Origin of the sequence: Pseudomonas yangonensis (genome assembly GCF_009932725.1) — a bacterium.
Taxonomy (GTDB): domain Bacteria; phylum Pseudomonadota; class Gammaproteobacteria; order Pseudomonadales; family Pseudomonadaceae; genus Aquipseudomonas; species Aquipseudomonas yangonensis.
The window spans coordinates 180,864-202,276 of the sequence record NZ_BLJU01000001.1 but is presented as its reverse complement, the minus strand read 5'-3'; the positions used below and the strand labels follow the sequence as shown (position 1 = coordinate 202,276).

Genomic DNA, 21,413 nt, shown 5'->3' with positions numbered 1-21,413 from the left:
TTTACAACTGTTACATCGCCGTGCGTGGCAGGCGAATCTCCATGAGCAAACCGCCACCGGCGCGATTGCTCGCGCGAATGCTGCCGCCGGTGGCGCTGACCTGGCGCTGCGCCAGGGCCAGGCCGAGACCGAAACCGGCACGCTCGCTGCCGCCACGGAAGAACGGCTGGAAGATGCGCTCCAGCCATTGCTCGGCGACACCCGGCCCCTGGTCGGCCACCTGCAGCAGCCAGGCATCGCCCTCCTCGCTCAGGCTGACCTGCACCTGGCCACCCGCCGGAGTGTGGTCCAGTGCATTGCGCACCACGTTCTCGACGGCCTGGCCCAGCGCCCGACTGCTGCTGCCGTGCAGCGGCGCACTGTCGGGCATCTGGCAGAGAATCTGCCGGTCCGGATACTCGAAGCGCGCATCGTCGAGGATGCTGTCGAGCAGCTCGGACAGGTCCAGATTCTCGTCACGCAGCTCCGGGCGTTCGTTCTCCAGCCAGCTCAGGGTCAGGGCGTCCTCGACCAGGCGGCGCATGCCGGCGCAGTCATCGCGGATGCGTTCGAGCAGCTGGCGCTGGCCGCCGTCCTGCTCGGCCAGGCTAACCGCCATCTCGATGCGCGTCAGCGGCGTGCGCAGCTCGTGGGACATGTCCGCCAGGCGCTGACGCTGGTCGATGATCAGTTGCCCGGTGCGCGCGGCCATGGCGTCGAAGGTTTCGGCCAGACGCGCCAGCTCGTCATTACGCGAACCCAGCAGCGAGCGCACGCGCACGTCCAGGCGGCCATCGCTGAACTGCCGGGTGGCCTGCTCCAGACGACCGAGCGGCTGCATCAGGTGGCGGTAGAGCACCAGGCAGACGATCAGCATCAGCACCAGCGGCACCACCAGTTGCAGCAGCAGCTTGGCGTAATGCCAGTTCAGTCCCGGGCGCATGCGCTGCGGCAGGATGATCAGAAAGTGGGTCCGGCCGTCGGCGAACGGCAGGTCCATGATGGGGTTTTCCTGGAAGTACAGGTGGATCTTCCAGCTGACGTCGCGGCCCAGACCGAAGCCCTCGTAGAAGCGCTCATTCAGCACGCTGCCGGCCAGCGGCCGCACTTCGGCCTCGACCACCGCTGCCCAGGTCTGCTCCTGCTGCTGCAGAGTGGTCAGCCAGCGCGCCAGCGCTTCATGATCACCGGCACGGTACATCGCCTCGGCCTGCTCGCCGTAGTGGCGCAAGGTGCGCTGGTGCTCGGCATCGATGAAGCTCATGCGCTCCTCGGTCTGCCAGGCGACGCGGGCGATGATCCAGAACAGCAGCACGCTGCCCAGGCCGATGACCAGGCACAGTTTCCAGAACAGGCGCCGGTTCATGTGAAGGCGTAACCGCGGCCGTGCAGGGTCTGCAAGCGGTCGGCGCCAAGACCGGCCTCGGCCAGGCGGCGACGGATGCGGCTGACGTGCATGTCCAGGCTGCGGTCGTACTGGCTGTACTCGCGCTCCAGCGCCATGCGGTAGAGGTAGGGTTTGCTCAGCGCCTCGCCACGGTGGCTGATCAGCAACCAGAGCAGACGGAACTGCAGCGGCGTCAGCGCCAGGTCGCAGCCTGCGACCCGCGCCAGCTGGGCGTGGCGGTCCAGGTGCAGTTCGTCGACCTGCAACTGCTGCGGCTGGCCGCCGCGCGCAGTCTCCTGCGGGCGCGTACGGCGCAGCACGGCGTCGATGCGCAGCTGCAGCTCGGTGATGTTGAAGGGTTTGGGCAGATAATCATCGGCACCGTGGCGTAGGCCGCGAATGCGTTCCTCCTCGGCGCCGCAGGCAGTGAGCATGATCACCGGCGTCTGCTGCTGCTCGCGCAGGCGGCGCAGCACGGAAAAGCCGTTGACGTCCGGCAGCATCACGTCGAGCAACAGCAGATCCGGCGCCTCGCGCAGCGCCGTCTCCAGGCCCGCCTCGCCCAGATGGCAGGCGCTGGTGGCATACCCCTGACCGCGCAGCAGCTCGCCGAGCTGGGCGGCCAGGGTGCGATCGTCCTCAACGATCAGGATGCGAGCCAGGCTGGCAGTCATGGGGGCTACTCAGGTGATAAAGGCGAATGATTCTCATATATAAAAATAACTTCGGCAACTTTGGCCCACACGGCGCAGCCTGCCCGGTTCAATACACGTCGCGGCGATAGCGCCCTTGCTCGATCAGATCGTCCACCACCTCGTCGCCGAGCAGCTCGCGCAATGCCGAATCCACGCCGCCGGCCATGCCTTGCAGGCTGCCACAGACGTAGATCGCCGCACCTTCCCCCAGCCAGGCATGCAGACGCTGGTGCTGCGCGCGCAGCAGATCCTGCACGTAGCGCTTGTCGGCCTGATCGCGGGAGAACGCCAGATCCAGATGCTGCAGCTCGCCGGCAGCCAGCGCCGCCTGCAACTCATCGCCACAGAAGAAGTCGCAGACGCGGTTGCGCTCGCCGAACAGCAGCCAGTTGCGTCCCTGCCCCGCCAGTGCCCGCGCGCGCAACAGCGAGCGCAGCCCGGCCAGACCGGTGCCGTTGCCGATCAGGATCAGCGGGCGGTCGTCGTCCGGCAGATGGAAACCGCTGTTGCGCCGCACTCGCGCCAGCAATTGCCCGCCGGCGGGCAGGTGTTCGGTCAGCCAGCCCGAACCCAGGCCGAGGCGGCCGTCGGCCTGCAACGCCTGGCGGACGATCAGGTGCAGCACACCATCGGCCGCCACCGAGGCGATGGAGTACTCACGCGAACCCAGCGGCACCAACGCGTCGACCACGGCCTGAGCATGCAACCCGACCAGATGCGCAAGGCTTTCCGGCAACTGACGCTCGGCCAGCGCTTCGCCTAGGCTGCTCGCCTGGCCATCGAGCACCACCTGCTCCAGGCCATCGAAGCCCGAATGCTGCAGCCAGGTCTGCACCGCAGCCGGCGCATGACGTGGACGGATCTCCAGGATGTCACCGGCCTGCCAGGTACTGTGCGCAGGCGGCGTCAGGCCGAGGAAGAACACCGGCGCGCCCTGACTGCCGGGGTTGAGCAGGCGTCGTTCGGCCAGCGTCCAGCTCTGCCACGGCGCCTGCTCGAAGCGAATCGGCGCGGCGCCGGTCAGATCACTCAGTTGCTGCTGCCAGCGCTGCAACGCGGCCTGGTCGGCGCCATCGACTTCGACGCTGTCGAACAGACGATGCGCGCCTTGCAGCCCCAGCCAGTCGTTGATACGTCGGGCGAAACCGCAGAAGTGCTGATACTGCCGGTCGCCCAGCGCCAGCACGGCATAGCTGAGCTGCCCGAGCGGCAGCGAACCGCCGAGCACCTTGCGCTCGAAGCCCTGGGCGGCGTCCGGCGCTTCGCCGTCACCGAAGGTGCTGACCACGAACAGCGCCTTGCGCGCCTGCCGCAGGCTGTCGGCATCGAGGCGCGACAGCGGCTCGACCCGCACCGGGATACCCGCGGCCTGCAGTTGCCCGGCGCTCTGCCAGGCCAACTGTTCGGCAAAACCGCTCTGGCTGGCGAAGCCGACCAGCCAGCCTTCGCCCGAGTCATCCGTTTTCAACGTACCGCGCGCAGCCAGAGCCGCACGCTTCTTGCGTCGGCGATCCAGATACAGCAGCCAGCCGGTGATGAAGAACAGTGGCATGGCCGCCGTGGCCAGCATCATCAGGATGCGCCCCGGCATGCCGAAATACTCGCCGACATGCAGGGCATAGACGCTGGCCAGCAGCTGCGCCTTGAAGCTCTTGTCGGTGTAGCGTTCATGGCGGCTGATGGCGCCGCTTTTCGGATCGATCTGGAACTGGTTGAACGCACGCACGTGAGCTGCGTCGTCGAGCATGTAGAAGACGGTCGCAGGCTGCCCCGCCTCAGGAGGCAGACGTAGGTTCCAGGCCACCAGTTTGGGGCCGGCGGCTTGCTGGATGCTCCGCCATACGGCGTCGTAATCGACCTCGGGAGCGCCAGCGTCGAGCCTCTCACTGCCCGCGCGAGCACGGCCCTCACCGCGCTTTTCCGGTGGCGTATCGGAAAGCATGCGGGTCAGCCCTTCGCGGTACCAGTCATAGGACCAATACAAGCCCGTGAGCCCTGCACAAAGATAGAACAGCAGCACCCAGGTACCGGCGACGGCATGCAGATCCCAGTTGAAGCTGCGGCCTTTGCGCTTCCAGTCCAGGGTTAGCCACGTACGCCAGTTCAGCGCCTTGCGTGGCCAACGCAGGTAGAGCCCGGACAGGCAGAAGAAGATCAGCGCCAGGGTGCTGGCAGCCGTGATCTGCTTGCCAACCTCGCCCATGGACAGAAAGCGGTGCAGCATCAGCATCAGATGGAAAAAGTCCTGACCAAGCGGCGCGGCCAGTACCTCCCCGGTGTAGGGATCGAATGCGACGCGCGGACCGCGCCGAGCACCAGGCGGTGGTGCAAGGAAGGCCATGCCCGGCCCGTCATGCCGGCCATCGAGCCACAAACCGGTAACACGATCAGCGCTGGCCGCCTCGATTCGCGCCACCAGCTCAGCAGGTGCGAGGTGGCCCTGTTCGCTTGGCTGGATCTGCCAGCGCTCGGCGTTGAGCGCCCGGGTTATTTCACCCTCGAAGCTGTATAGGGCACCGGTAATGCCCATGACAGCCAGCACCAGACCGGCGCTGATACCAAAGAACCAGTGCAACTGGAAGATGATTTTCTTGAACACGACGGAGCCACCCTTACCCTGACCCACTGCGACGGGCGGCTACTCTATATGGGAATAATTTTCATAACCATTCTTTTACCTGATATTTACCTATCCTCTGCACGCCTTGCGTCAGGCGCCACGAGGTCGGCCGCTGCCCGTGGCTGACCAGGCCGGGAAGCCGGCCGGCGCCCTAGCGGCCACGGGCAGCAGTTATCGGTATAATCGCCAGTTTTCCGGGCGCCAAGGTGCCCTCAACGATTCCATCCAGGCACGCAATTCATGACCACCCAGGCCGCCGAAGTCGCCAAGCGCCGTACTTTCGCCATCATTTCCCACCCGGACGCCGGTAAGACCACCATCACCGAGAAGCTGCTGCTGATGGGCAAGGCCATCGAAGTGGCGGGCACCGTGAAGTCGCGTAAATCCGACCGCCACGCCACCTCCGACTGGATGGAGATGGAGAAGCAGCGCGGCATTTCCATCACCACCTCGGTGATGCAGTTCCCCTACCGCGAGCACATCGTCAACCTGCTCGATACCCCCGGCCACGAAGACTTCTCCGAGGATACCTACCGCACCCTGACCGCGGTGGACAGCGCGCTGATGGTGCTCGACGGCGGTAAGGGTGTAGAGCCGCGTACCATCGCCCTGATGGATGTGTGCCGTCTGCGTGATACGCCGATCGTGAGCTTCATCAACAAGCTCGACCGCGATATCCGCGACCCCATCGAGCTGCTCGACGAGATCGAGGCGGTGCTGAAGATCAAGGCCGCGCCCATCACCTGGCCGATCGGCTGCTACAAGGACTTCAAGGGTGTCTATCACCTGACCGGCGACTACATCATCGTCTACACCCCGGGCCATGGCCACGAGCGCACCGAAGCCAAGATCATCCAGAAGCTGGACTCCGATGAGGCACGAGCGCACCTGGGCGACATGTACGAGCGCTTCGTCGAGGAGCTGGAACTGGTACAGGGCGCCTGCCACGAGTTCGAACCCGAAGCCTTCCTCAAGGGCGAAATGACCCCGGTGTTCTTCGGCACCGCGCTGGGCAACTTCGGTGTCGACCACGTGCTCGACGCCGTGGTCGACTGGGCGCCGCGCCCACTGCCACGCGCCGCCAACGAGCGCAGCGTGGAGCCGACCGAGGAGAAATTCTCCGGCTTCGTATTCAAGATCCAGGCGAACATGGACCCGAAGCATAGGGACAGGATTGCCTTTATGCGCATCTGCTCGGGCAAGTACACCCAGGGCATGAAGATGCGTCACGCGCGTCTGGGCAAGGACGTGCGCGTCGGCGACGCGCTGACCTTCTTCTCCAGCGAGCGTGAGCACCTGGAAGAAGCCTACGCCGGTGACATCATCGGCCTGCACAACCACGGCACCATCCAGATCGGCGACACCTTCACCGAAGGCGAGAACCTCGGCTTCACCGGTATCCCCCACTTCGCCCCGGAGCTGTTCCGCCGTGTGCGCCTGAAGGACCCGCTGAAATCCAAGCAGTTGCGCCAGGGCCTGCAGGAGCTGGCCGAGGAAGGTGCGACCCAGGTGTTCTTCCCCGAACGCAACAACGACATCGTCCTCGGCGCCGTCGGTGTGCTGCAGTTCGACGTGGTCGCCAGCCGCCTGAAAGAGGAATACAAGGTGGAATGCGCCTACGAGGCGATCAACGTCTGGTCGGCGCGCTGGATCGAGTGCAGCGACGAGAAGAAGCTCAAGGAATTCAAGGACAAGGCCTTTGAAAACCTCGCCGTCGACGGCGGTGGCCACCTCACCTACCTGGCCCCGACCCGCGTCAACCTCAGCCTGATGGAAGAGCGCTGGCCGGAGATCAAGTTCCGCGCCACCCGCGAGCATCACTGACAGCGAACAAGGCCCGCTCTGCGGGCCTGCTGTTCACTTAAGGTCGTAGGCATTGGCTCGTCCTCTCCCATTTATTGGGGGCACGCCTAGTGGAGAGGGGTTGGGGGAGAGGGCCGAAAACTCCGCGAAACTGCCAGTTTCCCCCCTCGCCGAACGCGGCCCGCCCTAACCCTCTCCCCGGAGGGGCGAGGGGACTAATCGCGCTCGACCGTTTCTTAAGTGAACAGCATTGCCGCTCCGCGGGCCTCGTGCCGTTTATTCATCTTCCTCCAGCGTCCAGGCGACCAGCGAGTCGCCCATGCGCGTGCCGAACGAGCCGTGCCCGCCGGCCATCACCACCACGTATTGCTTGCCGGTCTTTTCCGAGACGTAGCTAATCGGCGTGGCCTGGCCGCCTGCCGGCAACCTGTCCTTCCACAGCTCCTCGCCGGTGCGCATGTCGTAGGCACGCAGGTAGTAGTCCAGGGTGCCGCTGAGAAAGCTCAGGCCGCTGGCGGTGATCAGCGGGCCACCGAGGTTCGGCACACCGACGGTCAGGGGAATACCCAGCGGCGCACTGTCGCGGCTGGTACCGTTCTTGTGCTGCCAGACCTTCTCCATGCTGCGCAGGTCGACCGCTGTGACATAGCCCCATGGCGGCGCCTGGCAAGGCAGCCCCAGCGGTGACAGGAAGGGTTCCAGGCTGACCATGTAGGGCGCACCGAGGTTGGGCTGCAGGCCGCGCTCGCTGCCACCGGTACCGGCCTGCTCGCCGCCCTCGCGTTTGACCAGGCGCGAGACGAAGGCCAGATAGTTTGGCGCGCCGAACAGGATCTGCCGCTGCGGATCGACCGCCACCGAGGGCCAGTTGAACACGCCGACGTTACCCGGATAGATCAGCGAACCCTGCTCCGAAGGCGGAGTGAAGTCGCCCTCGTAACGCAGACGGTGGAACTGGATGCGGCACGCCAGTTGATCGAACGGTGTCCCGCCCCACATGTCGCGCTCGTACAACGGCTCCTCGGGCGCATAGGTCAGCGCCGAGACCGGTTGGGTCGGTGCGGCGAAGTCGCCCTCCACCGTTCCCTGCGGAACCTGCAGCTGGTTGACCGGCACAATGGGCTCGCCACTGCGCCGATCCAGCACGTACAGGTCGCCGCGCTTGGTCGCCTGGATGATCGCCGGCACCGGCCCGTCAGGGCCTTCGACATCCACGAGGGTGGGCTGCGATGGCAGGTCGCGATCCCACAGGTCATGGTTGACCGTGCGGAACTCCCAGCGAACCTGCCCGGTAGCCAGATCCAGCGCCACCAGCGCCGCGGTGAAACGCTCGGCCTCGGGGCTGCGCTGCACGCCCCACTGGTCGGGCGTCTGGTTGCCCATGGGGATGTACACCAGCCCCAGCGCCTCGTCCGCCGTGGCGATGGTCCAGGAGTTCGGCGTGCTGCGCACATAGGTCTCGCCGGCAGGCAACGGCTCAGTGGCATCGGGACGGCCAGGGTCGAAGTTCCACACCAGCTCGCCGCTGCGTACGTCGTAGGCGCGGATGACACCTCCAGGCGAATCCACCGAACCGTTATCGGTGATCGAACCGCCGACGATGACCAGTTTCTCGGTCACCACCGGTGGCGAGGTCGGCAGGTAAACGCCCAGCGCGTCGTCGCCCAGTCCCACCTTGAGATCGACCATACCGCCCTCGCCGAAGTCTTCGCAGGGCTTGCCGTCACTCAGGTCGAGCGCGTACAGCGTGGCATCGTTGGTGGGCAGGAACAGGCGCTGGGTGCAACGTGGCGGCGCCTGCGGCGGCAGTTCCGGCAGCGCGTCATCACGCGCCGCGATCAGCGGGCCGGCGTAAGCAGCCGCATCGTGAAAGGCCAGGCCGCGGCAGGTCATGTGCTGGTAATACTCGGCCTGGCGGTTGATCGCCGGGTCGAAGCGCCAGCGCTCCTCACCGGTATCGGCGTCCACCGCGATGGCGATGCTGTGCGGCGTGCAGATGAACAGGTTATCGCCGATCTTCAGCGGCGTCACCTGATTGGTGATCTCGCCGGGGTCGCCCTCGCCGGGCAGGTCGCCGGTGTGAAATTCCCAGGCTTTCTTCAGCTTTCCGACATTGGCCGGGGTGATCTGCTCGGCGCTGGCGTAGCGATCGCCGCGCGCGGAGCCACCATAGGCCCGCCATTCGTTGGCCCAGCGGTTCGGTGCCACGTCAGCGGCCGCCATGCGCGCCTCGTCGAAATGACCGGGCAGACGATGATAGTCCTGCGTCAGCGAATAAACTGCCATGCCCGCGCCCAGCAACAGGCCGATTCCGAGTACCGCGCTGGCGCCGTCGCGCCAGGGCTGTCCGGGGGCGATATGCCGGTTGATCCATGGCAGCAGCAGCCAGAGACCGAGTACGCACCACAGGTCGATACGCGGTGCCATCTGCCACCAGTCGAAGCGCACCTCGTACACCGTCCAGGCCAGGCTCGCCAGCAGCACCAGAGCGTACAGCCAAAGGGCAGCACGCTGGCCTCGATGAATCAGCACGCCTACCAGCAGCAGGCCAAGCCCGGCCAGCAGGTAGTACCAGGACCCGCCCAGCCACAGCAGATAGGCGCCGCCGAGCGCCAGTAACGCACCCAGAACGCCAGCCACCCAGGCCGTCAGCGTGATGCGCAGCGGCTGCGCCTTGTTGTTATCAGTCATTGCTCGCTCCCCGAACCACTGCCCCATCGAAACTGGGGCCGTGATCTGTGGATGCGCAGTGAGGGAGAGAGTTCAGCGATTCTGCGGTGAGGTGTATGACGGATAGCGCGCAGCGCCCTCCCACAAGCCGCGGGTGTTGGCATAAAGTGGCGTCTGAGCCGATCTGCCCTGGAGCGCCAATGGCCCACCCGAACATCGTCATCCTTACCGGCGCCGGTATTTCCGCCGAGAGCGGCATCCGCACCTTCCGAGCTTCCGACGGCCTGTGGGAAGACCACCGCATCGAAGAGGTGGCCACTCCCGAAGGCTTCGCCCGCGACCCGGCACTGGTGCAGCGCTTCTACGACATGCGCCGCGCCCAGCTGCTCGATCCGGCCATCGCGCCGAACGCCGGGCATCTGGCCCTGGCCGAGCTGGAAGCAGCCTGGCAGGGCGATTTCCTGCTGGTCACGCAGAACGTCGACAACCTGCACGAGCGCGCCGGCTCCAGGAACCTGCTGCACATGCATGGCGAATTGCAGTCGATGCTGTGCAGCAACAGCCAGCAGCGTTTCCCGCTACAGGAGGACATGCCGGTCGGCCAGGCGTGCGCCTGCTGCGGCCTGGTCGGCACCTTGCGTCCGGATATCGTCTGGTTCGGCGAGATGCCCTATCACATGGAGCGCATCTACGACGCGCTGGAGCAGTGCGAGCTGTTCGTCAGCATCGGCACCTCCGGGCACGTCTACCCGGCGGCGGGTTTCGTCGAACAGGCGCGCCGGGCCGGCGCGCATACGCTGGAGATCAACCTGGAGCCGAGCCAGGGCCATTCACTGTTCGCCGAGAAACGCTATGGCCCGGCTACCGAACAGCTGCCGCGCTGGGTGGCGGAGCTGTTGGCGGGTTGAGAGAGAACGGGCGGATGAAACCCGCCAATAACAAATGGCTGGCCGACCAAGCATTCCAAACCGTAGGAGCGGCTTCAGCCGCGAACAGCTTTCGCGGCTGAAGCCGCTCCTACAAAGAGCCCGACGCCAGGCAGTACCCGCTAGCCGGCGGCGTCCTGAACAGGCGCCACTGCCTCAGCCGGCACCTGCGGCTCCGGGCTGAACGCGCCATTGCTCCAGGCGTAGTAGCCCAGCCCCAGCGCCAGCAGCAGGGCGATGATCCAGGGCCACAGCACCGGCTTGTTGGCATAGGGGTCGCGCAGCGCGCGGTCGCTGCCCTTGGGCAGTTCCGCCATCTGCGTCAGCGCAGTGCCGAAGGGAATGCTGATGCGCGCCTGGGCATTCACCGCCCAGCCGTTGCCGTCGAGAATCGGCCCCAGGCTGCGCCGACGCAGCTTGAACCAGGCCAGCAGCATGGCCGGGCCGGAGATGGCCAACAGCACGCAGAGAAACAGCAGCGGGATCTGCCACCAGACCAGCGACAGAATCCCCGTGACCACCGCGGCCAGCGCCGTGCCCAGAGCGCCGACGGCGAGGCCGATGGCGGCAAAGATGCCGGCGAACTTGGCGATGTCGAACGCCGGTGCCGGGGTCGCTGCCGGCGCGGCGCCGGTTTCGCCGACCTTGGCCACAGTCTTGTTGACCACATCGGCGTCGCGGCTGGCCGCCAGCTTCTGCACCTGATCGGAGACCAGCTTGGAAACCCGTCGATACGGCGACCAGAACGCCTCACGGATGCTGATCGCGTTCTGCACCACCTTGACCACGGTGGCATCCCAGTCGTTGCCGTCGCGATCGTAGAACAGACCGTGGCGACCGGCCTGCAGGTCGCCCTCGCTGCCGGCGGTCACTGCCACCACGATATTCAGCGTCTCCTTGCCGCGCACCGGCTGGCCACGGCGCGTGCAGGCGCAGTAGAGCAGGAAGCAGTCGCTGGCCGCTGCGATCTTGGCATGCGCCTCGACGTTGTCGACCTCGACCACCAGCTCGCAGCTCTTGCCGTCGATATACAGCACGCCGGCCTGGAAAACGGCTTTCTCATGGCGCGAATAGAAGGCCTGGAAGGACACGAAGTTACGCAGCAACGTGACCAGGCCATGGCGCAGGCGGATCAGCTTGTCCAGCTCGACCAGGCCGTCTGCGGCCTCGGCCACGGTCTTGTCTTCCTCCACCAGCGCCAGCAGGCGCGCCTCGGCGCCCTGCTCCACCAGTTCGAGGATGCGGCCGCGCTCCAGCACCTCGGCAATCGCCACTTTGGGTGTCTCGGCGCGCCAGGCCAGGTAGTTGCTGCACAGCGCGACCAGATGTTGCCACTGCTCGTGCGACAGGCTGTCCTGTTCGCCGTAGACCGGCACCACCACACGCTGGCGGAATTCGTCGATGGCACGCTGCCAGGCCGGGTTGAGGCCCTTGCTCAGCGGCAGCTCGTCGCCATGCTGCACAACCGCCAGCGGCAGGCCGGCCACCTCGCCGGCATCGGCCAGCGACAGCGAGGCCAGACGCACCAGCTCTTCTTCCTGAGCGTTCATCAGCGCCGCCGCGCGCGGGTCGAACTCGGCCATGGCCACGCGGGTGAAATAGTCATCGATCTTGCCGCGCACCGCACTCAGCGCCTCGACCGCCGCCACGGTACCTTCACCGAACACATCCAAGCCCTGCTCGGCCGCGCGCGCATGCCAGGCATGCAGCTGACGCGCCTGATCAAAGAAGGCAGTGATCTGCTCGACGCCGATGGCCGGTTCACCGCTGCGGTCGCTCTGTGCGCCGAGCGCGGCGATGATGTCGGCGATGGCCGCCTTGAGCGCGACGTCGTCGGTCAGGGTCGCCGGCACCAGGCCGTCGCCGTTGGGCTCATGCGGCGGGAACAGCTTCACCAGTTCGGCGGTATCGGCCGGCGTCAGGCTGTCGCCGTCGGGCCGCCCGAGCACGCCGAGCAGGCGCTGCGCAGCCAGCCGCAGGCGCTCGCCCACGGCATCGTCGGTGAGCGAGGCCAGCTGCAGCGGGCCGCCTTCAAACAGCACGGCGGGGTCACGCAGACGCGCCAGAGTCCAGTCCACCACATCGAGAATTTCCGGCGCACGGATACGTCCGTCGTTGTTCAGGTCGATGTACTGCAGCATGCGCCGGTCCAGCTCCAGGTTGTTCACCGGGCAGGCCAGGCTGGCCCAGAGTTTCTGGTCCAGGTTGCGCAGGGCGGCGAGATCGGCGGGAGTTTCCAGCTGTACCTGATCGAAACCGCCGGCACGGAAGAAGCGCCAGCGATGCGCGAGAGCTTGGGTCATCTGCAAAGGGTCCTTTCTTTATGAGGGCGACTGTGGCGGTAAGCCTGCGGTGATCCGACGCAGCGAATCGTCGCCCGGAACACACTACGGACTCCCACTGGCCAGACGCCGTTCAACCCAGTGTAACCGAGCTGCAGAAACCTGCGCCTAGCCTGCCTCGACCGCCATCGGTTGCGCCTCGCCCTGCTTGATCAGCGCATAGAGCACGCCAGTGACCAGGCTGCCGGCGACGATGGCCAGCAGATACAGCAGCGCGTGATTGATCGCATTGGGGATCAGCAGGACGAACAGCCCGCCGTGCGGCGCCATCAGCTTGCAGCCGAAATACATCGACAGGGCACCGGTCAGCGCGCCGCCGGCGATGCTCGCCGGGATCACCCGCAGCGGGTCCTTGGCTGCAAAGGGGATCGCACCCTCGGAGATGAAGCACAAGCCCAGCACCCCGGCGGCCTTGCCGGCCTGGCGCTCGCTGTCGGCGAACTTGCGCCGCGCCAGCACGGTGGCGATGGCCATGCCGATGGGCGGCACCATGCCGGCGGCCATGGTCGCGGCCATCGGCGCATAGCTGCTCGAGGCCAGCAGGCCGACCGAGAAGGCATAGGCCGCCTTGTTGATCGGCCCGCCGAGATCGACGCACATCATGCCGCCGAGCAGCACGCCAAGCAGGATGGCATTGGTGCTGCCCATGCCGTCGAGGAAGGTGGTCAGCGACTGCAGCATGCCGGCCACCGGAGTACCGACCAGATAGATCATCACCAGCCCGGTGAACAGGCTGGCCAGCAGCGGAATGATCAGGATCGGCTTGAGCGCCTCGACACTGGCCGGCAGGCGCACCCACTGCGCCAACGCCTTGGCCGAGTAACCAGCGAGGAAACCGGCGACGATACCGCCGATAAAGCCCGCCCCCAGCGAGCTGGCCAGCAGTCCGCCGATCATCCCCGGCGCCAGACCGGGGCGGTCGGCAATGGAGTAGGCGATGTAACCGGCCAGCACCGGCACCATCAGCTTGAATGCGGCCTCACCGCCAATCTGCATCAATGCGGCGGCGAAGGTGCCCTCTTCCTTGAATGCCTCGATGCCGAAGACGAACGACAGGGCGATCAGCAGACCGCCGGCCACCACCATCGGCAGCATGTAGGAAACGCCGGTCAGCAGGTGCTTGTAGGGACCACTCTTTTCGCCACTCCTGGCCGCCGTCTTGCCCTCGGCAGGCACTGCCGCTTCGGCCAATGGCCGCGCCTCGCTCAGGGCCCGCTCCAGCGTCTGCTGCGGTTGTTTCAGTGCCACCCCGGTGCCGCAGCGATACACCTTCTTGCCGGCGAAGCGACTGGTGTCCACCTCGATGTCGGCGGCCAGCAGCACCGCATCGGCCGCAGCGATGGCGGCCTCGTCGAGCAGGTTGCGCGCGCCCACCGAGCCACGGGTTTCCACTTGCAGTTCGATGTCCATGCGCTGCGCCGCCTGCTGCAGCGACTCGGCGGCCATGAAGGTGTGGGCCACGCCGGTCGGGCAGGCAGTGATGGCGACCAGCCGACGGCGGCCACCGGCTTCAGGTACGGCGTTTTCAACATAGGGCTGAGCACGCTCGGCGGCCTCACGCAGAAAGCGTTGTGGGTCGGCCAGGGCCTCGGCCGGCGTGGCCAGCAGCAGCCGCTTGCCGGCAAAACGGCCAAGCGGCAGCTCGCCGGTCTTGACCACCAGCACCCAGTCGGCGGCGGCAATCTCGGCTTCGCTGAGCGGTGAACCGATGGCGCGGGCGTCATGGACTTCGACCCGGGTTTGCCAGCCCAGGCGCTCGGCGGCCGCTTGCAGGAGGCGCGAACACAGTACGCTGGTGACCTGGCCATTGGGACAGGCAGTGACGATCAGCAGATTCATGGTAGGTGCCTCTTATTCTTCTATGGGGTGCAGTTGCACGGCCGCCTCGAGACGGGCCAGTTGCTCGCGATCATGGATACCGAAGCCGATCTGGGTGACCGCCTGCGCCGCCACCGCGGTGGCCAGGCGCAAGGTGCGTTCGGCCGGCCAGCCCTCGAGCAGGCCATGCAGGCTGGCCGCCAGCAGTGAGTCGCCGGCACCGACCGTGCTGGCCACCTCGACGCGTGGCGGAACGGCGCGCAGGGCGAGACCAGGGCCATGCCAGTCGACGCCTTGCGCGCCGCGCGACAGCAGCACGTGCTCGATGCCCTGTGCGCGCAGGCCCTGCACGGCGGCGGATAGATCGCTGCCGCAGACCTCGGCCAGTTCTTCCTCGTTGGGTTTGATCAGCCAGGGCGCGACGCCCAGGGCCGCCTGCAGGGCTGCACCGCTGGTGTCCACCGCCAGCGGCACGCCGCTGGCCTTGATCCACCGCAGCAAGCCGGCGAACCATTGCGGCGTCACGCCACGCGGCAGACTGCCGGCGACCACCACGGCGTCATGCCCGGCCAACAGCGGCTGCAGGTCATCCTGCAGGCGTTGCAGATGCTCGACCTCGACCTGCGGGCCGGGGCCATTGAGGTCGGTGATGCGACCATCGGTTTCGGCCAACTTGATATTGCTGCGCGTCTCGCCCGGCACCCGGACGAACAGGTCGTGAAAACCGCGCTTGTGCATCAGGCTTTCGAACGGCGCGGCATTGGCGCGCCCGAGAAAGCCACCGACGCTCAGGCTGTGGCCCAGATCGGCCAGCACCTGGGCCACGTTCAAGCCCTTGCCGGCAGCGTGACTGCGCAGTTCATGGCAGCGATTGATCGCACCGGGCTGCAGGCGATCCAGGCGCAGCGTCAGGTCCAGCGCCGGGTTCAGGGTCAGGGTCAGAATCCGGGCCATCAGTGCATCTCCGCGACCAGCGCGCGCACCGCGCTGGCGCTGTCCAGGGTCAGGGCGCGGTCGGCCAGGGTTCGCGCCTGGCGGCTGTTCAGCTCGCGCACGCGTGCCTTGACCAACGCCATCGAACGCGGCGTTACGCTCAATTCGTCCACGCCGAGGCCGACCAGCAGCGGCACGGCCAGGCGGTCACTGGCCAGTTCGCCGCAGACACCGACCCACTTGCCCTGGGCATGGGCAGCGCTCACGGTCATCTCGATCAGGCGCAGCACCGCCGGGTGCAGGCCGTCGGCCTGGGCCGAGAGCTGCGGGTGACCGCGGTCGATGGCCAGGCAGTACTGCGTCAGATCGTTGGTGCCGATGCTGAAGAAGTCCACTTCGCGCGCCAGCACCGGGGCCAGCAGTGCCGCCGAAGGTACCTCGACCATGATGCCGACCTGCAGATCGCGCACCTCGACCTCCTCGCGCAGGCGCTGCACCAGGTCCCGCGCCGCGCGCCACTCCTCCACCGAGCCAACCATGGGGAACATGATGCGCAGCGGGCGCCCATCGGCCGAGGCGAGCAAGGCGCGCAACTGGGTTTCGAGAATCTCCGGGCGCTGCAGGCTCAGGCGAATGCCGCGCACACCGAGAAAGGGATTCTCCTCGGCCGGCATCGGCCAGTACGGTAGCGGCTTGTCACCGCCGACATCCAGGGTGCGCACCACCAGCGGGCGGCCGGCCAGCGCATCGAGCACGCGCCGGTACTCGTGTTCCTGCGCAGCCTGGTCCGGCGCCTGGGCGTGCTCCATGAACACCAGTTCGGTGCGCAGCAGGCCCACTGCATCGGCGCCCAGCTCCACCGCCTCGCTGGTTTCGCCACTGGCACCGATATTGGCCGCGACTTCCACGCGCACACCGTCACGGGTCTGCGCCGCCTCGAAACGCCGGGCATGCGCCTGCTCCTGACGCTTCTGCGCCACCTCGCGCTCATGCAGCGCCTGGTCGCGTTCGGCCGCATCCGGGGCGACGCGCAGCAGGCCGCTGTCGCCATCGAGCAGCAAGGGCGTGCCCTGAGCCAGTGCCAGTACCCCATCGCCGGCGCCGACCAGCGCGGGAATGCCCAGAGCGCGGGCGATAATGGCACTGTGCGCGGTGGCCCCACCACGTGCGGTGACGATACCGGCGACGCGCTGACGATCCAGCGCGGCGACATCCGAGGGCACCACTTCGGCCATCACCAGGATGTAAGGCTCGTTAGGCTCGCTGGGCAGCTCGACACCACACAGATGCGCCAACACGCGGTTGCCGATATCGCGCAAGTCCGCTGCCCGCTCGGCCAGCAGCGGATCGTGCAGGGCTTCCTGACGCTTGGCCGCCGCCTCCACTTCGACCTGCCAGGCCGCTTCGGCGCTGGCACCCTTGGCCAGGCGCACCTCGACATCCTCGCGCAGAGCGGGGTCATCGAGCATGGCCAGGTGGGCACTGAAAATCTCGCGAATGCTGGCCACGCCAGCGCCGTCGACCAGGCGCTGCAGTTGCGAGGCAACGGCGGCAAGGGCTGCATCCAGACGCGACAGCTCGTGTTCGAGGCCCTGTCCCTGCTCGTCGAAATGAAATTCGGGGGGCGTGCGCACCAGTGCGGGGCCGATGGCGATACCGGGCGAGGCGGCCACCGCAACCAGTCGGCTACCGGCAACGGGAGCGACCGGCGGAGCCGGCTGTAGCTGCGCCGCCACTTCGGGCAACGCTTCGTTGAGCGGCTCGACCCTTTCCCCCAGGCCACTTTCCACAGCAGCACGAATGGCCGGTAGTGCGCTGTCGGCAATCGCCGGCTCGGCGCTGAATTCGAGCATCTGCCCGCGACGTGCGCCCAAGGCCAGCAGGCGGCTAAGGCTCTTGGCCGAGACGCCGGCCCCGCTATCACCGAGCAGGCGCACGCGAATCTCGCCGGCGAACCCCTGCGCCAGTTCGCTGAGTGCCTTGGCCGGACGTGCGTGCAAACCATGGGCGTTGAGCAGCGGCACGCTGAGGCTGGGCCAATCCGGCGTCACTTCACCGCCCAACGCCTCAATAACCTGGCGGCTGTCGCTGGCTTCGCTGAACGCCGCGGCGCGGCCACCGATCAGCACATCGCACAGCCGCTCCAGCGCCTGGCGATGCGCCTCGCCCTGGCTGGCCAGGCAGAACAGGCCGCGCAACGCCTCGCCGCGAAAGCTCAGCGGCTGCGCCGGGGTGACGAAAGCCAGGCCAGGGCGTTCGACGCTGATCTCGCTGTGCAGCCACCACAGGCCACCGCCCAGCGGCAGGGGTTCACCACGCGCCAGTCCGAGGGCGAAACCGCTGCGAGCACACCCGGCCTGACGCAACAGGCGTGCGCCCTGCCAGAGCAACTCGTCGAAATCTTCGGCCGGCTGCCCCAGCGCGACCAGTTGGCCGTCCAGCGCCAGCGCCTGCGGCGCGCCCTGCAGCAGTTCGAGAATCTGTGCCGGCTCGCTGGCTTCGCGCAGCGCCTGGCTCAGATCCCCCTCGCCCAGCGCGCGGGTCAGCAGTTGCAACAGATGAAGATGCTCATCGGACTGCGCGGCGATGGCGATGGCCAGGTAGACCTGCTGGCCATTACCCCAGTCCACGCCATTGGGAAACTGGATCAGGCTGACGCCGGTGCGCAGCACCTGGTCGCGGGTCTGCGGCGTGCCATGGGGAATGGCGATGCCCTGGCCGAGGAAGGTCGAACCCTGGGCTTCACGCGCCTGCAAGCCTTCGAGATAAGCCGCAGTGGCCAGGCCGGCAGCGGCCAGGGCATCGCCAAGCATGGCCAGGGCTTCACCCTTGTTCGCCGCAACCCGGCCCATCTGGATTTGGCTGGCATCGAGTTCGAGCATGGGGGCCTCCGGCTTGGGATTGTTGTTCTGACTGAGAAGGGTGTGGGTACCGCCGTGCATCACTGATGCCGCGTGCGAACGCTCCAAGATTAGTTGATGAAGCGTATTGCTGAAACGATTCATCAAGCACTGGCACCTTATCCGATAATGGGTAATCCTTGAAGCCCGGTCGTCGCCGCAGCGGTGTAGACTCGCCGCGCTCGCACGATCGAAACCTCTTCTCTACATGGTGCTGCGCCCGTGAAACTCAGCGACATCGCCCGCCTGGCCCAGGTCTCGGTAACCACCGCCAGCTACGTGATCAACGGTCAGGCCCAACGCCGGCGCATCAGCCCGGCGACCGTAGCGCGCGTGCTGGCGGTGGTGGAAGAACACGGCTACCGCCCCGACCAGCAGGCCGCCAGCCTGCGCCGCGGGCAAAGCCGCTGCCTGGGCTTCATCCTGCCGGACCTGGAAAACCCCAGCTATGCACGCCTGGCCAAACTGCTGGAACAGAAGGCCCGTGCAGCGGGTTACCAGTTGCTGATCGCCAGTTCCGACGACGATCCGGACACCGAGCGGCAACTGCTGGAACTGTTTCGCTCGCGTCGCTGCGAGGCGCTGATCGTCGCCAGTTGCCTGCCCGCCGACGACCCGCTGTATCCCGCCATCGTCGCCGCCGGCCTGCCGGTGGTGGCGGTTGACCGAGCGCTCTCGCCCGCGCATATCCGTTCGGTGGTCAGTGACGACGAGCAGGCCGGGCGCACGCTGACCGAAAGCCTGCTGACGCCCCAGCCCCGACATATCGCCCTGCTCGGTGCGCGCGCCGAGCTGGTCATCAGCCAGGCACGCGAGCGCGGTTTTCATACGGCGCTGGCCGGCTTCGCAGGGCGCGTCAGCGTCTATCACGGCAATGAATTCGGACGCGCCTGTGGCTACCAGCAGATGCAGGCGTTACTGGATGAAGGCGGCACGCCGGATGCCTTGCTCACCACAGCCTACGTGCTGCTCGAAGGCGTGCTCGATGCCCTGCGCGAACGTGGCGGCGAGCACTGGCCGGCCGTGCGCCTGGCCACCTTCGGCGATACTCAGTTGCTGGACTTCCTGCCGCTGCGGGTCAATGCCATGAGCCAGCAGCATGAGCGCATCGCCGAGCGCGTGCTGGCCTGGACGTTGCGGGCGGTGGAGCTCGGCGACTACCAACCTGGTATCGAAGCCATCGGCCGAAGTTTCAAGGCACGCACCTGAGCACAGGCGCGCTTAGCCGCCGCGAATCTTCTGCAGCAAGGGCTCGCACTGGCTGGGCTCGTCACCGGCGCTGGGCGCTACCAGCGCCAGCAAACCGGCCGCCGGCGCCACGGCCACCCCCAACGCCACCAGCCCGGCACCACGCAAGGCCAGCGGTGTCGCCTGCACGCCCGGCGCCGGCTGCTTGAAGGTGCCGCGCACATACAGCGGCGAGCGCAGGGAGAAGATGCGAAAGCCCTTGGTCGCCGGCGTGATGGTGAAATCCAGCCGTTCGCTGGCGAAATTGGCGCTGCCGTCGACCTTGATCACCGCATTCTCGGTGTCGATGACGAACAGGCGCGTGCTCATCAGACCCTGCTTGATGCCCAGATCGGCAGCCGCGCAGTTGATCTTCACTTCCTCGTCGCCGAACAGCCGGCCCACCAGATAATTACCGACGTTCAGCCCGGCGATTTCCATCAGCCCACGGCTTACCGCCCCGTCGTTGATCAGCATCTTCAGTTCGCCATCGGCGCTGCCCAGCAGTGCCGCAACCGAGTTGCCGCGGCCACTGAGTTGCGCATCGCCATTCAAGGCCCCCAGGCTGGTCTGCATTGGCGCGAAGGTGGGAAACAGCTGCTTGAGCCTGAGATCTCGGGCGCGCAGGCGCATCTGCCCCTGCAAAGGGGCGGCCGCGCCGTTGAGACGAATCTGCGCGTCGAGCGCGCCGCCGGCCATGCCGAAGCGCAGCGGCTCCAGACTCAGCGTGCCGTCATTGAGCACCACATGAGTATCCAGATCGCTGATCGGCAACTGCTCACTGTGCACGATGCGTTTACCGACGAAGCGTACGTCGGCATCCATCGCGCGCCAGCGGTCGGTACGGAACTGCGCGACCGGCAATACCTTGTTCGCCGGCTGCGTATCGCGTTCACCACGCTGCCGCTTGTCGGCGCTGGAGTCGGCGCCGATCAGAGGCGCCAGGTCACTGAACAGCAGTTGGTTGGAAGTCAGGCGCCCGGACAGTTTCGGCCGTGGCTCGCGCGCGACGAAGGTCAGATCGCCATGAATGTCGCTGTCGCCGATACGCCCGTTGAAACCGAGATAGCGAAAGGTCGCGCCACCGGCGTCACGCAGGTCGGCCTGCAGACGACCGTCGGTGCTGTAGGGCGGCGTATCCGGCAGGGTGACGCCGGTCAGCGGGTAGAGGTGGCCCAGACTTGCTCCGGACAGTTGCAGGCGCAGATCCAGCGCGCCGAGATTCTGCGGATCGGTCAGGCTGCCAGCGACACGAATGCGGGTGGCGCCGGCACGCACATCTGCCTGCAGCGGGAAGGGCTGCGAGGCATCATGCAGGGCCAGCAGACCGCCGACCTTGCCGTTACCGGTAAGCGACTGGCCACGAAAGCTGCCCTTGGTCTGCCAGGCGAAGGCGTAGTCCTGAGCACTGGCGTTGCTTTCAGTCAGGCGTTCGGCAGCGTTCTTGCCGACGATCTCGGCGAAGGGTATCGGCTCGCCAAGCGGCTGGATGACCGCATCCAGCCGCGTGTTGCTGACCTTGTCATCGAGCTTCACCTGCCCCTTGTCGAACGCGATGGTGCCGATATCCAGCGTCCAGGGGCTGGGCTGCTCGCCGTCATCCGCCTGCTCACTGCCCAGGTCGAACACCCAGTTGGCGCGACCATCGGCCAGACGCTGCAGGTCGGCCGTCGGCGCACCGAGCTCGATACTCGGGATGCTCACGGTCTTCCACAGCAGCGGCAGGGGCGACAAGCGCAAACGCACGCGGTCGAGACTGACGAAGGTATCGCCCTGCGCCCAGTCAGGATTGCCCAGACGCAGGTGCTCGGCAGCGAAATGCGGCCAGGGCAGCCAGGCGCTCAGCCCCGGTTGGCCAGGTTCGCGCTGCCAGAACACGCGCAGATCACCCTCGATGGCGAATGGCCGATTCAACGCCGCCGATACCTGCTCATTGATCAGCGGCCGTGCCCGGTTCCAGTCGAACAGCGCCAGAAACAGCATCAGCGCCGCCACCAACAGCAGAAAAATGGCGAACATCGCGCCCATCAGCTTGCGTACCTGGCGCACCCGGTGACCTCCCTACTTCGCGTGCCGAGTGAAACTCGTCCATAGCCATACGACCGAGAAGATT

At 66.6% G+C, this 21,413-nt stretch carries 12 protein-coding genes; 3 read left to right on the top strand and 9 right to left on the bottom strand.

What is annotated here, in order from left to right:
- Nucleotides 1-10: 10 nt before the first annotated feature.
- The 3 genes from GYB81_RS00890 to GYB81_RS00880 all read right to left on the bottom strand — a co-directional run bounded on the left by GYB81_RS00890 (nucleotide 11) and on the right by GYB81_RS00880 (nucleotide 4,660).
- Nucleotides 11-1,345: a sensor histidine kinase gene (locus GYB81_RS00890; protein WP_161864887.1), complete on the bottom strand. Its 1,335-nt coding sequence runs from the start codon at nucleotides 1,343-1,345 to the stop codon at nucleotides 11-13.
- On the bottom strand, nucleotides 1,342-2,040 hold the full coding sequence (locus tag GYB81_RS00885) for a response regulator transcription factor (protein WP_161864886.1): 699 nt from the start codon (nucleotides 2,038-2,040) through the stop codon (nucleotides 1,342-1,344). Before GYB81_RS00885 ends, GYB81_RS00890 begins: the two co-directional genes overlap by 4 nt.
- A gap of 88 nt (nucleotides 2,041-2,128) precedes the next feature.
- Nucleotides 2,129-4,660: a PepSY domain-containing protein gene (locus GYB81_RS00880; protein WP_161864885.1), complete on the bottom strand. Its 2,532-nt coding sequence runs from the start codon at nucleotides 4,658-4,660 to the stop codon at nucleotides 2,129-2,131.
- Between the two features lie 261 nt (nucleotides 4,661-4,921).
- On the opposite strand from GYB81_RS00880, the gene GYB81_RS00875 reads away from it, so the two are divergent.
- Nucleotides 4,922-6,505: a peptide chain release factor 3 gene (locus tag GYB81_RS00875; RefSeq protein WP_161864884.1), complete on the top strand. Its 1,584-nt coding sequence runs from the start codon at nucleotides 4,922-4,924 to the stop codon at nucleotides 6,503-6,505.
- 255 nt (nucleotides 6,506-6,760) lie between these two features.
- On the opposite strand, the gene GYB81_RS00870 is transcribed toward GYB81_RS00875, so the two are convergent.
- A complete protein-coding gene (locus GYB81_RS00870) occupies nucleotides 6,761-9,175 on the bottom strand; it encodes a membrane-bound PQQ-dependent dehydrogenase, glucose/quinate/shikimate family (RefSeq protein WP_161864883.1) in 2,415 nt (804 codons plus the stop codon).
- 179 nt (nucleotides 9,176-9,354) lie between these two features.
- Here GYB81_RS00870 and cobB point away from each other — a divergent pair, with 179 nt between their 5' ends.
- A complete protein-coding gene (gene cobB / locus GYB81_RS00865; RefSeq protein WP_161864882.1) occupies nucleotides 9,355-10,062 on the top strand; it encodes a Sir2 family NAD+-dependent deacetylase in 708 nt (235 codons plus the stop codon).
- 140 nt (nucleotides 10,063-10,202) lie between these two features.
- Here cobB and GYB81_RS00860 read toward each other — a convergent pair whose 3' ends face one another.
- From GYB81_RS00860 to ptsP, 4 genes are all read right to left on the bottom strand, one after another.
- Nucleotides 10,203-12,383: a hypothetical protein gene (locus GYB81_RS00860; RefSeq protein ID WP_161864881.1), complete on the bottom strand. Its 2,181-nt coding sequence runs from the start codon at nucleotides 12,381-12,383 to the stop codon at nucleotides 10,203-10,205.
- A gap of 147 nt (nucleotides 12,384-12,530) precedes the next feature.
- Entirely contained in the window at nucleotides 12,531-14,261 is a 1,731-nt protein-coding gene (locus GYB81_RS00855; RefSeq protein ID WP_161864880.1) for a fructose-specific PTS transporter subunit EIIC, read from the bottom strand.
- 12 nt (nucleotides 14,262-14,273) lie between these two features.
- Nucleotides 14,274-15,194: a 1-phosphofructokinase gene (gene pfkB, locus GYB81_RS00850; protein ID WP_161864879.1), complete on the bottom strand. Its 921-nt coding sequence runs from the start codon at nucleotides 15,192-15,194 to the stop codon at nucleotides 14,274-14,276.
- Entirely contained in the window at nucleotides 15,194-18,055 is a 2,862-nt protein-coding gene (gene ptsP / locus GYB81_RS00845; RefSeq protein ID WP_161864878.1) for a phosphoenolpyruvate--protein phosphotransferase, read from the bottom strand. The genes pfkB and ptsP overlap by 1 nt, the downstream gene beginning before the upstream one ends.
- A 240-nt stretch (nucleotides 18,056-18,295) precedes the next feature.
- Here ptsP and cra point away from each other — a divergent pair, with 240 nt between their 5' ends.
- On the top strand, nucleotides 18,296-19,282 hold the full coding sequence (cra, locus tag GYB81_RS00840; protein ID WP_161864877.1) for a catabolite repressor/activator: 987 nt from the start codon (nucleotides 18,296-18,298) through the stop codon (nucleotides 19,280-19,282).
- A gap of 12 nt (nucleotides 19,283-19,294) precedes the next feature.
- Here cra and GYB81_RS00835 read toward each other — a convergent pair whose 3' ends face one another.
- Nucleotides 19,295-21,349, bottom strand: coding sequence for an AsmA family protein (locus GYB81_RS00835; protein WP_161864876.1), 2,055 nt, complete (start codon nucleotides 21,347-21,349; stop codon nucleotides 19,295-19,297).
- Between the last annotated feature and the right edge of the window lie 64 nt (nucleotides 21,350-21,413).